The sequence below is a fragment of the Parasphingorhabdus sp. genome (genome assembly GCF_965233695.1).
Lineage (GTDB): Bacteria > Pseudomonadota > Alphaproteobacteria > Sphingomonadales > Sphingomonadaceae > Parasphingorhabdus.
Genome location: NZ_OZ247497.1, coordinates 3,532,022 through 3,545,076, shown reverse-complemented (window position 1 = coordinate 3,545,076; position 13,055 = coordinate 3,532,022). Strand labels below are relative to the sequence as shown.

General features: G+C 53.1%; 13 protein-coding genes. 7 read left to right on the top strand and 6 right to left on the bottom strand.

Going from position 1 to position 13,055, the window contains the following annotated elements:
- Window positions 1–2 precede the first annotated feature (2 nt).
- Window positions 3–1,577 (top strand): cisplatin damage response ATP-dependent DNA ligase, encoded by a 1,575-nt coding sequence (locus tag ACO6S1_RS17000; RefSeq protein WP_422343743.1) that lies wholly within the window; start codon window positions 3–5, stop codon window positions 1,575–1,577.
- Between the two features lie 57 nt (window positions 1,578–1,634).
- Here the strand turns inward: ACO6S1_RS17000 and ACO6S1_RS16995 are convergent, their stop codons facing one another.
- From ACO6S1_RS16995 to ACO6S1_RS16980, 4 genes are all read right to left on the bottom strand, one after another.
- Window positions 1,635–2,189: a fasciclin domain-containing protein gene (locus ACO6S1_RS16995; RefSeq protein WP_422343742.1), complete on the bottom strand. Its 555-nt coding sequence runs from the start codon at window positions 2,187–2,189 to the stop codon at window positions 1,635–1,637.
- 83 nt (window positions 2,190–2,272) lie between these two features.
- Window positions 2,273–2,977 (bottom strand): anti-sigma factor, encoded by a 705-nt coding sequence (locus ACO6S1_RS16990; RefSeq protein ID WP_422343741.1) that lies wholly within the window; start codon window positions 2,975–2,977, stop codon window positions 2,273–2,275.
- Window positions 2,970–3,539, bottom strand: coding sequence for a sigma-70 family RNA polymerase sigma factor (locus ACO6S1_RS16985; protein ID WP_422343740.1), 570 nt, complete (start codon window positions 3,537–3,539; stop codon window positions 2,970–2,972). Before ACO6S1_RS16985 ends, ACO6S1_RS16990 begins: the two co-directional genes overlap by 8 nt.
- A gap of 38 nt (window positions 3,540–3,577) precedes the next feature.
- Window positions 3,578–4,558: a threonine ammonia-lyase gene (locus tag ACO6S1_RS16980; protein ID WP_422343739.1), complete on the bottom strand. Its 981-nt coding sequence runs from the start codon at window positions 4,556–4,558 to the stop codon at window positions 3,578–3,580.
- 53 nt (window positions 4,559–4,611) lie between these two features.
- On the opposite strand from ACO6S1_RS16980, the gene ACO6S1_RS16975 reads away from it, so the two are divergent.
- The 6 genes from ACO6S1_RS16975 (at window position 4,612) to ACO6S1_RS16950 (ending at window position 10,430) form a co-directional block, all read left to right on the top strand.
- On the top strand, window positions 4,612–5,829 hold the full coding sequence (locus ACO6S1_RS16975) for a saccharopine dehydrogenase C-terminal domain-containing protein (protein WP_422343738.1): 1,218 nt from the start codon (window positions 4,612–4,614) through the stop codon (window positions 5,827–5,829).
- 127 nt (window positions 5,830–5,956) lie between these two features.
- On the top strand, window positions 5,957–7,120 hold the full coding sequence (locus ACO6S1_RS16970) for a carboxynorspermidine decarboxylase (protein ID WP_422343737.1): 1,164 nt from the start codon (window positions 5,957–5,959) through the stop codon (window positions 7,118–7,120).
- A gap of 165 nt (window positions 7,121–7,285) precedes the next feature.
- On the top strand, window positions 7,286–8,485 hold the full coding sequence (locus ACO6S1_RS16965; protein WP_422343736.1) for a type III PLP-dependent enzyme: 1,200 nt from the start codon (window positions 7,286–7,288) through the stop codon (window positions 8,483–8,485).
- 83 nt (window positions 8,486–8,568) lie between these two features.
- Window positions 8,569–8,997, top strand: coding sequence for an MAPEG family protein (locus tag ACO6S1_RS16960; protein ID WP_422343735.1), 429 nt, complete (start codon window positions 8,569–8,571; stop codon window positions 8,995–8,997).
- Between the two features lie 20 nt (window positions 8,998–9,017).
- Window positions 9,018–9,452 carry an MAPEG family protein gene (locus tag ACO6S1_RS16955; protein WP_422343734.1) on the top strand — a complete coding sequence of 145 codons (435 nt, stop codon included), beginning with the start codon at window positions 9,018–9,020 and terminating at the stop codon, window positions 9,450–9,452.
- Between the two features lie 18 nt (window positions 9,453–9,470).
- Window positions 9,471–10,430, top strand: coding sequence for a carbon-nitrogen hydrolase family protein (locus ACO6S1_RS16950; RefSeq protein ID WP_422343733.1), 960 nt, complete (start codon window positions 9,471–9,473; stop codon window positions 10,428–10,430).
- A 10-nt stretch (window positions 10,431–10,440) separates the two neighbouring features.
- On the opposite strand, the gene ACO6S1_RS16945 is transcribed toward ACO6S1_RS16950, so the two are convergent.
- Together ACO6S1_RS16945 and ACO6S1_RS16940 are read right to left on the bottom strand one after the other, a co-directional pair.
- Complete coding sequence (locus ACO6S1_RS16945; RefSeq protein WP_422346224.1) at window positions 10,441–11,616, bottom strand: class I SAM-dependent RNA methyltransferase; 1,176 nt, start codon at window positions 11,614–11,616, stop codon at window positions 10,441–10,443.
- A gap of 32 nt (window positions 11,617–11,648) precedes the next feature.
- Complete coding sequence (locus ACO6S1_RS16940; RefSeq protein ID WP_422343732.1) at window positions 11,649–13,052, bottom strand: NAD(P)H-hydrate dehydratase; 1,404 nt, start codon at window positions 13,050–13,052, stop codon at window positions 11,649–11,651.
- Between the last annotated feature and the right edge of the window lie 3 nt (window positions 13,053–13,055).

The window sequence follows — 13,055 nt, the reverse complement described above, 5'->3', positions numbered from 1 at the left end:
TAATGCAGGCCTTTTCCGATCTCTTGGATCGTTTGATTTATACCCGTTCGCGTAACGGAAAGTTGCGCTTGATTAGTGAGTATCTGAAAACAGCATCTGATCCCGATCGTGGATGGGTTTTGGCTGCTTTGACGGGAGAGCTTGATTTTCCCAATGTCAAAGCCTCCGCGGTTCGCACCATGGCGATGGAACGCGTCGATGAGACTCTTTTCAAGTTAAGTCGGGATTTTGTAGGTGACACTGCGGAAACCGTTGCACTAATTTGGCCTGACAAACCGAGAGCGGACAATATTGATGTGCTTTCGGTCGGACAAATTGTCGATGAACTACTCACCGTCAACCGATCTGATGCACCCAAATTACTGACAAATTTCATGGATCGGATGGATGCAAATGAGCGCTATGCACTATTGAAACTAGCCACCGGTGGAATGCGTGTGGGAGTATCAGCACGATTAGCTAAAACCGCTTTAGCGCAAGCCTTTGATTTGACGGTCGAGGATATCGAAGAAGTTTGGCATGCTCTGACGCCACCCTATTTAGAACTGTTTGCTTGGGGTGAAGGAAAAGCTGAACGTCCGAACTTGGACGGCATGGCGTTTTTCAGACCATTCATGTTAGCTCATCCTCTCGAAGATAAAGCTCTTGATATGACGGACTATGCCGCCGAGTGGAAATGGGATGGAATTCGCATCCAAATTACTGGAACAGGAGAGGAAACCAAGCTTTTTAGTCGTGGAGGAGATGATATTACCGCAGCGTTTCCTGACGTAGCGACGGCTTTTCAATCAACAGGTGTTGTTGATGGCGAGTTACTGGTTCGTGGTGAATTCCAGGGTGGGGAAGCTGCAAGCTTTAACGCATTGCAGCAAAGACTGGGACGCAAGAGAGTATCGGCCAAAATGCTCAAGGAATATCCAGCATTTGTCCGGCTATATGATATTTTGCTTGATGGAGACGAAGATCTGCGAAATCGAAGCTGGGCATATCGGCGAGCGAAGCTGGAAAAATTCGTTCCTACATTGGACTCAGAGCGATTTGATATTTCAGCGATATTGGAAGCGCCTGACTTTGAGCATCTTACCAAAATTCGAGACGGGACGCGTGATTCTGCCATAGAAGGCGTCATGCTCAAACGTCGAGACAGTCCCTATATCTCTGGCAGAAAGATAGGCTATTGGTACAAATGGAAGCGCGACCCATTAGTTGCTGATTGTGTATTGATGTATGCTCAGCGCGGATCTGGTAAAAGGTCATCCTTCTACTCTGATTATACATTTGGATGCTGGACGGAAGAGGGGGAGCTTTATCCCGTCGGTAAAGCTTATTCGGGATTTACCAATGAAGAGCTGAAAATGCTCGACCGTTTTGTCCGACAGAATACGATAAACCGGTTTGGACCAGTTCGCGAGGTTGAGAAAACAATGGTTTTGGAAGTCGCGTTTGATTCCATCCATCGAAGCAAGCGTCATAAATCTGGTTTGGCTATGCGCTTTCCCCGGATATCAAGAATACGAACAGATAAACCCGCCGCAGAGGCAGACCTTGTCGCCACTCTAAAGCGCATGGTGACTTGACAAAAGACCCACAGAAACGAATTTCTGTGGGTCCAGAGCGAATAGAACTGCTTATCGTCAGGGCATTACAACCGTATCGATGGCGTGAATTACGCCATTGGACTGGTTTACGTCGGCCATAACGACTTTTGACATACCGCCCTTCGCATCAGTGAGCGTCAATGAACCGTCGCGTCCCATGGATGCCTTTAATACACCACCTTGGACGGTTGGAATTGAAGCAACACCGTCAGGCGCTTTCTTGATTAAACCCATCACATCTTTGGCTTTGAAGCGACCGGCTACCACGTGATAAGTCAGGATTGAGGTAAGGGTCTCTTTATTCTCAGGCTTCACCAAAGTTTCGACGGTTCCTTCGGGGAGTTTTGCAAAAGCGGAATTCAGAGGCGCAAATACCGTAAAAGGGCCTTCACTGGACAATGTACCAGCAAGATCAGCTGCGGTGACTGCGGCGACCAGAGTGGAGAAATCATCGGTACTGGCGGCTTTCTCTACGATATTCTGTGAGGACATTTCCGCGTGATGCTTCATGGCATAAGCACTGCCACCACTGACCAGTGCAAGCGAACCGACTAATGCTACTGCGACTTTGGAAAAACGAATATTCTTCATTGGGGGTAACTCCTAAAAATTTATATCCGAAGCTGGATATGCGAGGAGTTACGGGGAGAGTTTTGCAACGGATGCAAAATCGATCAAATAATTGTTATTTTGCCCGTTGCGACTGGTTCCCCGGTGGGTTTGGCGTGGGGAGTTTCGGAGGGGGGTTCCATGGTAAGTTGCAAAGTTGCCGCGGAAGTGATGAATTCGCGGTGGTCGCTGGGGACCGTCATCTCGCTAACGCCATCACGCCCGATCTGGCCCAGGGAACGGAAGACGCCGTCCTGATCGACAACCCAGATTTCCGGGGCCGTGTCGGTTTCCGGCATACCATCCACATCAACCCGCATTTCGGCAGTTTCAGGATTGTAGGACACCGCCAGAACCAGCCCCTCAATATTGCCGGTCAGTTGCGCAACCGCTACAGACCGGGGCTCGGAAGTTGGCGTTATGGTACCAGGACCGACAATCAAAGCCAGCGCCAGACAGGCTGCCAGCGCGCCAGACACAATCGCCCCCATGCGCCAGCGTTTCAACTGCACCACCGCGCTGGAGGAAGATGATCCCCCGTCAAGCCGGCTCTCAATCCCGTCCCAGACAGAAGCCACTGGCTCGACTTCTTTAATTTCCTGAAAAAGCGGATCGATGCGCGCATTCCACTCATCAACTGTCTGCGCAAATTTTGGATCGGAAAGTTGCATGCGCAGCGCCCTGGCTTTCTCGTCACCATCCAGCAGCCCAAGCACCAGCTCGGCGGCCAGTGCCTCGTCATCTTTCAGCGGTTCCGTTTCTTCAACCATCGTCCATGCAATCCTTCAAACGCTTCAATCCCCGGCGAACCCAGCTTTTAACCGTCCCTAATGGCGTGCCCAGCTTTTGTGCCAATTCATTGTAGCTATGCCCTTCAAAGAAAGCCGTTCGGATTACGTTGCGCTGCCGGGCTTCCAGACCATCAAGGCATTTGTTCAAAATATCCGCACCTTCCTTTGTCTCTAATCTTTCCAATGCACTTTGTTCATCCGCTGCCATATCCTTTATGGCATCATCCGAAACCATCACCCGGTTACCGCCCGATCGTTTCCGATCAATGGCGGTGTTGCGCGCTATGGTGGCCAGCCAAGTTATCGGACTGGCACGCTTTGCATCGAACCGCCCTGCGCTGCGCCAGACTTTGACATAGGCATCCTGCAGCGCATCTTCCGATGCCTGGCGATCATTCAAGATACGGAGGCAAACGCCAAAAAGTTTCGCCGAAGTCAGATTATATATATCCTGAAACGCCTGACGGTCACCATCAGCGGCCTGCCCGATCAGGGCCGAGAGCTGCGCGCGGGCGCGATCTGTTTCACTGGATTGGGGCATATTCTCCGCCGCAGAGACTATGATAATTCACCAAAGTTTCAAGCACCTATTATCGCAGCGAACCGATCACGGTCGACGTTGCCACCGGAAATTGTAATGACGGTTCTGTCTGTCACAGCGGCTTTACCGGACAATATCGCGGCCAGGGCCACGGCTCCGCCCGGCTCCACAACCAGACGCAGTTTTTCAAACGCCACCCGCATTGCATGATGCACTTCCGCCTTGGTGACAGCGAGACCCGTCGCCTTACGCGTTTTCAATACGTCAAAAGTCAGCGGTGAAACCAACAAGGTTTGCAAGGCATCACATTCTGTTTCAGGCGGATTGTCCTGAACCGGAACGATGCTGCCACCTTCCAGCGACCGTTTCATATCGTCCCAGCCTTCCGGTTCGACAACCGTTATGCCCGCTTCGGGATTGACCAGCGACATGCCTGTCGCCAATCCGCCGCCGCCGCAGCAGGCAACGAGGTGATCGGGCACACCGCCCGCTTGCTCCATCATCTGTTCGCGAATCTCCGCGCCGGTGCTGCCCTGCCCTTCGATAATCCAGGGATCGTCAAAACTGGGCACAACCACCGCACCGTTTTTACCTGCCAACTCTGCCGCCAATTCTTCGCGGGAATCAGCCAGACGATCATAGGTAATGACTTCGGCACCCAGCTTCTTCGTATTCTCCAGTTTCGCAAGTGGCGCATCCGCCGGCATGATAATGATAGCTTTGATGCCAAGGCGCCGCGCCGCCCACGCTACGCCCTGCGCGTGATTGCCGCTGGAAAAGGCCACCACACCGCTCTTGCGTTGCTCTTCGTCGAGATCGGTAAGACGATGCCACCCGCCGCGTATTTTGAAGGCTCCGATCGGCTGCAGGCATTCCGCTTTGCACCAGATTGTCTTTCCATCGACGGTCAATGGCAGCAATGGCGTTTTTGGAAGAATATCCGCAACCTTGGCAGCCGCCCTTTCGACGCCCGCCGCACTTGGTTTTCGGTTCGGGTCCAAAAGTAATTGCTCTGTCATGGCGTCCTTCTATATGCGGTTACTCGATTCCTCTAGCAAAATGAGTGTGCGATATGAGCAAAGTTTTGGTGATTGGTGCAGGTGGTGTCAGTTCAGTGGCAGTGCACAAGATGGCGCAGCTGATCGCCAAAGAAACTGGTCCCTTTTCAGAAATCATGCTGGCCAGTCGCACGGTTTCCAAATGCGAAGCCATTGCCGAGTCCGTCAAGGCCCGTACCGGCGTAGTGATTGAAACTGCCCAAATTGATGCAGATGACGTTCCCGCCATGACTGCGCTGATCGAAAAAGTGCAGCCCGCTCTCGTCGTCAATCTGGCCCTGCCCTATCAGGATTTGCCAATCATGGATGCCTGTCTGGCTACCAATACTGATTATCTCGACACAGCCAATTACGAACCACGCGACGAAGCCAAGTTCGAATATAAATGGCAATGGGATTATCATGATCGCTTCAAGGATGCCGGTATCATGGCGCTGCTTGGGTCGGGCTTTGACCCCGGAGTCACTTCCATTTTCACATCATGGCTTAAAAAACATCATTTCGACCGGATCGACACGGTCGACATTCTGGATTGCAATGGCGGTGATCATGGCCAGCATTTCGCCACCAATTTCAATCCGGAAATCAATATCCGCGAAGTGACCGCTCCTGCGCGCCATTGGGAAAATGGCGAATGGGTCGAGACACCTGCCCTATCCCACAAACAGGAATTTGATTTCGAGGCCGTGGGTCCGAAGAACATGTATCTCATGTATCATGAGGAAATTGAATCGCTCAAAACCCATATTCCGGAAATCAAGCGCATCCGGTTCTGGATGACCTTTGGCGATGCCTATCTTACCCATCTGGAAGTGCTGCAAAATGTAGGCATGACCCGGATTGATCCGGTTATGTATGAGGGCCGCGAGATCATTCCGCTGCAGTTTCTGAAAGCCGTATTGCCCGAACCTGCAAGCCTGGGCGAGACGACAAAGGGCAACACCAATATCGGGGTGATTGCGACCGGTGAAAAAGGCGGGGTCCAGAAGACGCTGTACGTCAAGAATATCTGCAGCCACGAGGCGGCGTTTAAGGAGACTGGCAATCAGGGTGTGAGCTACACAACCGGCGTGCCGGCGATGATTGGATCAGCCTTGATGCTGTCCGGCAAATGGGTCGGCAAAGGTGTCTTCAATATGGAAGAATTTGATCCCGATCCGTTTATGGATATGCTCAATGAATACGGCTTGCCGTGGACGCTGGAAGAGCTTGATGGGCCGTTGGAATTCTAGTCCCCTCTCCCCTTGAGGGGATAGGGTTAGGGAGAGGGGCAGTCTCTCAAAATTTATCTTACTGGCCGGGGAAATTGGATTCCCCCTCTCCCCGGCCCTTTCCCCTGAAGAGGTAGAGGAAGGCTATATGGAAACCAAAGCAGGCGATCCCGGCGCATTTGCGAATTTTGATCTGTCGCGAGTCCCCTCGCCTGCCTTTGTGGTGGATGAAGCGGCTGTTCGCCGCAATCTTGAGATATTGGCTGATATAAAGGCGCGATCTGGCGCGAAAGTACTGCTGGCGCTGAAAGCTTTTTCGATGTGGTCCCTAGCGCCGCTTATCGATCAATATCTCGACGGCTTTTGTGCATCCGGGCTTTGGGAGGCGAAGCTCGCCAGTGAGCATTTCAATGGCTCTATCAGCACCTATTCCCCCGCTTACAAAGCGGACGATCTTGTCGAGATTGCGGCTCTTTCCCATCATGTCACTTTCAACAATCCAGCACAGATTGTTCAGTGGAAAAGCCATTCCATTAAAGGTCTGGATGACTGCGATATTGGTCTTCGCCTGAACCCCGAAATTGCGCTGGGTGAGACACCAAAATATGACCCCAGCCAGAAACACAGCCGTTTGGGCTTTCCAGTGTCACAGCTGCAGGCCGGTCATTTCAACGACATCTCCGGCATCCATTTTCACAATTTGTGTGAGCAAAATTTCGATGCCCTGGAACAGACCTGGGCAAAGATAGAACCGCTTATCGCTCCCTATTTCGATCAACTCAAATGGATCAACCTGGGCGGCGGTCATCATATTACCCGGGATGATTATGACCGCGAGGCGCTGGTTGAGTTTCTAACCGAGCTCAAGGCCAAGTGCGGTTGCGAGATTTATCTCGAACCCGGCGAGGCCGTGGCGCTCGATGCAGGGATATTGGTCGGCGAGATACTGGACGTTTTCGATAACGACATGCCCATTGGTATTACTGATATATCAGCCACTTGTCATATGCCCGACGTAATCGAAGCACCTTATCGCCCCGCAATGTTGAACGAAGCCAGCGATGGGGACGCGATCAGGCTGGGCGGACCAAGCTGTCTCGCGGGTGATATTATCGGCGACTACCGGCTGCCGGAACCGGTGCATATCGGCCAGCGGATCGCCTTTCTCGATCAGGCCCATTATTCAATGGTCAAAACCAATACATTTAACGGTGTACCCCTGCCCTCTATCTGGCTGTGGAATAGCGAGACCGATGATCTGCGTTGTGTGAAGCAGTTTGACTGGACGGAATTTCGCGATCGCTTGAGCTAGCCAGTTTTCGGGCCGTGAAAATATTTTTCATACTGTTCAGCTTTTATAAGGCTTTGGGTCTTTACAGATCGCCCAGTCGGCAATATAGCCGCCCTCGCTGCCCCATGGCCGCTTGCGAATCCGCAAGGCAGCTCAATCGATCTTAAATCTAGGGGGTCCCTTGAGTTGCACAATTTCCATGATGCGCAGGAGCTGACGAAGGCTCTTAGCCCCGATATTCCAGTTTTGCTGAACCGTCCGCATGCGGCCCGGCGTGCTGCGCGCTATTTTGTCGAGCAGTTTCCCGGCAAGTCGCTTTATGCAGTGAAGGCGAATCCATCACCTGCACTGTTGCACTTGTTGTTTAGTGAAGGTGTGACCCATTTTGACGTGGCGTCGATTGATGAAGTGCGTCTTGTTCGCAGCACTATTCCCGAGGCTGTACTGTGCTTCATGCACCCAATCAAATCGGAAGCGGTAATCCGCGAAGCCTATCATGACCATGGCGTGCGTGTATTCTCGCTCGACAGCATGGATGAGCTGGAAAAGATTGAACGGGCCACCAATGGCGCAGAAGATCTGACGCTTTGTGTCCGTATCAAGGTTGCTTCGGAATTTGCGCAGATCAGTCTGGCATCTAAATTCGGTGTAGCTGTGGACCAGTCAGTTGAGCTGCTGCAACGCGCGCGTCAGGTTGCTGATGAACTGGGAATCTGTTTCCATGTTGGCAGTCAGGCGATGACGCCGCTGGCCTATGTTCACGCATTGGAACGCGTGCGTACGGCGATTGTCGAGGCATCTATCACCGTTGATATCGTCAATGTCGGCGGCGGCTTTCCGTCTATCTATCCCGATATGGAGCCACCATCGCTAAACCACTATTTCAACGCGATTGACCGGACATTTGAAGATTTGCCGATCAGCTATTCGGCTGAGCTTTGGTGCGAGCCGGGTCGTGCCTTGTCCGCGGAATATAATTCGCTCATCGTCAAGGTAGAGCAGCGACGCGGCAATGAACTTTATATCAATGATGGTGCTTATGGCACCTTGTTTGATGCAGCCCATATTGGCTGGCGCTTTCCGGTGCAATTGCTCGGTGACGGATCCGATGCGGCAGCGACAACAGAATATAGCTTTTACGGCCCCACTTGCGATGACATGGATCATATGGCTGGACCCTTCATGCTGCCCGCAGATGTGAAGGCCGGCGACTATATCGAGATTGGCATGCTTGGCGCTTATGGATCGGCAATGCGCACCAAGTTTAACGGCTATGGTTCGATCGATGACCATGACGTGGCGGACGAACCGATGGCAAGCCTCTATGTCGGCGAAAATCTCGACCGCACAGATCGTGAAAATGTGGTGTCTTTTCCGGGCGCATAAGCTCCGATTAAGTTGCATTTGACAATTTACAATATGTGACGCAGGTTCCGCCCAATTATTGACTAATTGGGGAGGAAACTATCATGAGCACTGCAATATTGGCGCCAGCAGCCCTGCTGGTCATCTGGTCTCTTGTCATGCTTTTCTGGATGGCGGGGACGCGGCTTCCGGCAGCCAAGAAAATGGGCATCGACATCGCCGCCAAGCCCGGTGGCCGGGGTCCGGATGTCGATCCGCAACTGCCTGACAAGGTTGCTTGGAAGTCTCACAACTATACCCATCTGATGGAACAGCCGACGCTGTTTTACGCTACTGTCATTATCCTTGCGATCGCTGAGGCGGGGACAGGGATCAATCTGTGGCTGGCGTGGGGCTATGTCTTGCTGCGGATCGCTCACAGCATCTGGCAGGCCACCGTCAACCTGGTGAATGTGCGCTTCATGCTGTTCCTGGCGTCGACATTATGCCTGCTGATCATGGCGATGAATGCTTTTTTTACAACTTTTGTGTGAATTTTTAGGGGGGAATAAAAATGGAAAATAGTCCTATCTTACAGCCTGTTGTGGCGCTTATCCTGTGGACCATGATCATGTGGCTGTGGATGTATGTGACGCGTCTTCCAGCGATGAGCAAGGCCAAGGTTGATCCTGACAAGCTCAGCCGGGAGTCCACCGCTGGCGGCCTCGATGCCCTGCTGCCGCCGGAGGTACAGTGGAAAGCGCATAACTATAACCATCTGCTCACCGAACCGACGCTATTTTATGCGGTATGCATTGTGTTGGCGTTGGTCGGACAGGGAGACGGCCTGAATCTTGTCATCGCATGGGCCTATGTTGGCTTGCGCGTGCTGCACAGCCTGATCCAGGCGACGATCAACAAGATCATGTACCGCTTTTTGGTGTTCGCCTTGTCCAGCCTGTGTATTATCGCCTTGGCTATCCATGCAGCAATTACAGTGTTCCACTAACCAGAAACGGTCTTTGCCATGCCCCAGTTTTTGAATGTCGCAATAGTCCAGGCGGCACCGGTTCCCCTATGCATCGACAAGGGGATAGAACAAGCCGTTAACCTGGCCCGCAAGGCCAGCGACGAGGGCGCGCGGATGCTCGCCTTTGGCGAGACATTTCTGGGCGGCTACCCGATCTGGCTCGACGAAGCACCGGGGGCCGCGCTGTGGGATCATCCGGGGAGCAAGGCCTTGCACCGGATATTAATGGACCAGGCGATAGTCGAGAACGATCCAAGACTGGCGCCGCTGCAGGAACTGGCAGACGCGAGGAAACTGTGTATTTCAATCGGCGTGCACGAGCGGCTGCGCTCCAGTCTCTACAACAACCAGATGATGTTCCGACCGGAATTGCCGGTGCTGAACCATCGCAAGCTGGTCCCGACCCACGGCGAGCGGCTGATCTGGAATCGCGGTGACGGCTCCACCATCAATGTGCATCAGGCTGAGTGGGGTCGGGTCGGCAATCTGATTTGCTGGGAACACTGGATGCCACTCGCCCGCGCCGCGATGCATAATTTACGGGAAGACGTCCACGTCGCAGCCTGGCCCACGGTTAGAGAAACCTATCAAATAGCCTCGCGCCATTATGCCTTTGAAGGTGGGTGTCATGTGCTGGCGGCGGGTACATTATTGCACCGCGATGATCTGATCGAAGGCCTGAAACTGGTCGGAGGCAATGAAGACGCGCTGGCCCTATTCAAGGAAATTCCGGACACGCAATTGCAATTTGGCCACAGCATCATTGTCGCGCCCGATGCCACCATATTGGCAGAGGCAGGCGAAGAAGACATTATCCTGACAGCCGATATCGATCTGGATGCCGGTAAAGAGGCGAAGGCGGCACTGGATGTTGACGGTCACTATTCCAGAGCAGACGTGTTTGACCTGACGGTGGATACACGATCAAAGGCAGGCGTGAACTGGTCCGAAAACTAGACTAACCCTGCTATGCCTTGGTGAAGCTTGAAACCAGCTCCACATGGGTCGACCACAGGAATTGACCCACCGGCCACAGAGTATCCAGCTTATAGCCTGCGTCACAAAGCTGCTTTGCATCACGCGCAAAGCTCGCTGGATTGCAACTTATGTAACAAACCTTTGGCACCTCGGATTGCGCGATCTGGGCAACCTGATCCCGTGCACCGGCACGCGGCGGATCCAGAATCACGGCTCCAAACCGATTCAATTCTTCCGGACTGAGCGGGCGACGAAACAGATCGCGATGCTCCGTAAATATTTGCCGACCGGAAAGGTTCGCCGCCATTTTCAATGCGCCAATTGCATCACGCGATCCCTCCGCGGCATAGACCTTATGGCCGTCCCCTAGAGCAAAAGTAAAAGTGCCAAGGCCGGCAAACAGATCGGCAACCAATTTGGTATCACCCACCGTTTCCAGCATCGCGGCGACCAGCGCCGCTTTGCCGTCCGATGTGGGCTGGAGAAAACTGTTGTGCGGCAAGGCCACGGCAATTCCGTTGAAGGTGACAGTCACCGGCTCCGGCTCCCACTGGGTTTCCGGTCCATAGCCATTGTCGACCGACAGCCGGGCCAATCCGATAGACTGGGCAAAGGCGGCCAAGGCTTCACGCTGTTCCAGGTTTTCCGGCTCATAATTTTTGATACACAGATCAACGCCCTGATCAGACAGGCTCATCTCGACATTCATGTCATGCTTGCGCCGCGCCACGGATTTCAGAAAATTGCGCAGCGGCGCGATAACGGCAAATAGCTCAGGCCGCATGATTTCACACTGTTTTAGATCAATGATCCGATGACTGCCTGCGCCGCTAAATCCTAGCTTAAAGACTTTACCCATCATCGCACCGCGCAGGCTTGCGCGGATACGGCTTTTTCGACTGGAAACCTGCGGTGGATGCAATGTTCCGACTGTAAGCCCCTGTCCTTCCAGGGCATAGGCAACACGATCGATTACAAATTGCGCATAGCTCTCGGCATCAAGCTGTTGAAGACTGCACCCTCCGCATGCTTTAAAATGCTGACAGGGCGGCTCGACATGATGCGGCCCCTTTATCAGGCCACCGTCATCATTTAGCCTGTCGAGAGGCGCGGAAAAGGCGATATGACGGCCGTCGGCGGTAACGCCGTCTCCCTTGGCTGCAATGCGTAAAATGACATTTGGATCGGTTTCGGTGCTCATAGGCACTCTTGTAATGCTTTCGGGATATGATCAATCAGTATCTCGGGTGAAAAAGCAGCCCCCGCCAAAATGGCTGCACGGCCGTGCAGCCATTGCCCCTGTTTTGCAGCCAAAAACGCATCTTTCTCATTCGTGAAACGGGCTGCGATCATGCCGGCCAGAACATCTCCTGAACCGGCGGTGGATAGCCAGCTGGAGGTTCGAGCAACCAAGACCACATCGCCATCGGGAGCAACGATAACGCTGTCGCTGCCTTTATGGACAACAACCGAGCCGCTTTTGGTTGCCAATTTTTCAGTAAGCTCGATCTTTGATCCGCCGCGTTCGGAAGAGATTGCCGCAAACTCGCCAGCATGAGGGGTCATGATTGTTGGCGAAGATCGACCTTTTAGTCGCTCGGCACCGGTACTGCCTAAAAGAACCAATGCATCGGCATCCAGCAGAACGGGCTTTTCGATATTCAGGGCCAAATCCAAAAGACGCTTGGCATGGTCATCGCGGCCTAATCCCGGTCCAATGACAATGATCCCAATCCGTTCATCCGACAAGTTTTTGGTGAGATCGTCCAGATCCCGATATGATTGAACGACTATGCTGTGATTGGGCGACGAAAACCCGTTTTCAGCAAATATCTTCACATAACCAGCGGCTGACCGCTGTGCTGCCAAGGCCGTGAGCTTTGCCGCTCCCGGCATGTTTCCTGCAACAACCGCAACCAGTCCTCTTGTATATTTGTGGTCGAGCTGCGCTGGTGGCTTTATGGCAGGCCGATCGAGCAGCCGGATGTGTGAAGCGGCACTGACACCGATGTCGACCCCGATCAAATCACCCATAAGCGCGGAGGCCGGTGCGAGGTAATGCGCCGGTTTATACGCACCAAGAGCAATGGTCAGATCATAGTTTGAGACTGGGTTTAGAAGATTCCCGGTATCCGTTTCAATTCCGCTAGGCAGATCTACCGCTATCCGCCGCTCCGCTCCATCAAACAGCCGTTGATAGTTGACCAACAAACTGCCCGAGACTGGCCTCGTTAATCCCGTTCCAAACAGACAATCCACAAACTGCATCTCTGGCTTGGTATCGTCCCATGCCATTATCTGTCCCTGCCATAGGGATTTTGCATTTTTTGCAGCATCAGTTTCCGGTTCGGCTGTTGCCGCAATTTTTACGGTCACTCCCTTTTCCAGCAGAGCTTGTGCGATGACATAGCCATCGCCGCCATTATTGCCGGGGCCGCAAAGTACCAGTGTGGGGCAATCCGGCGCTGCCCGCCAGATAACATCTGCAGCACCAGTCCCGGCCCGGTGCATCAACTCTGTAACCGATATTCCATTATCTATGAGCTGTTGCTCCGCGGCCCGCATCGCCGCGGCAGTCAGGATATGCCCTTTATTGAGCATCGT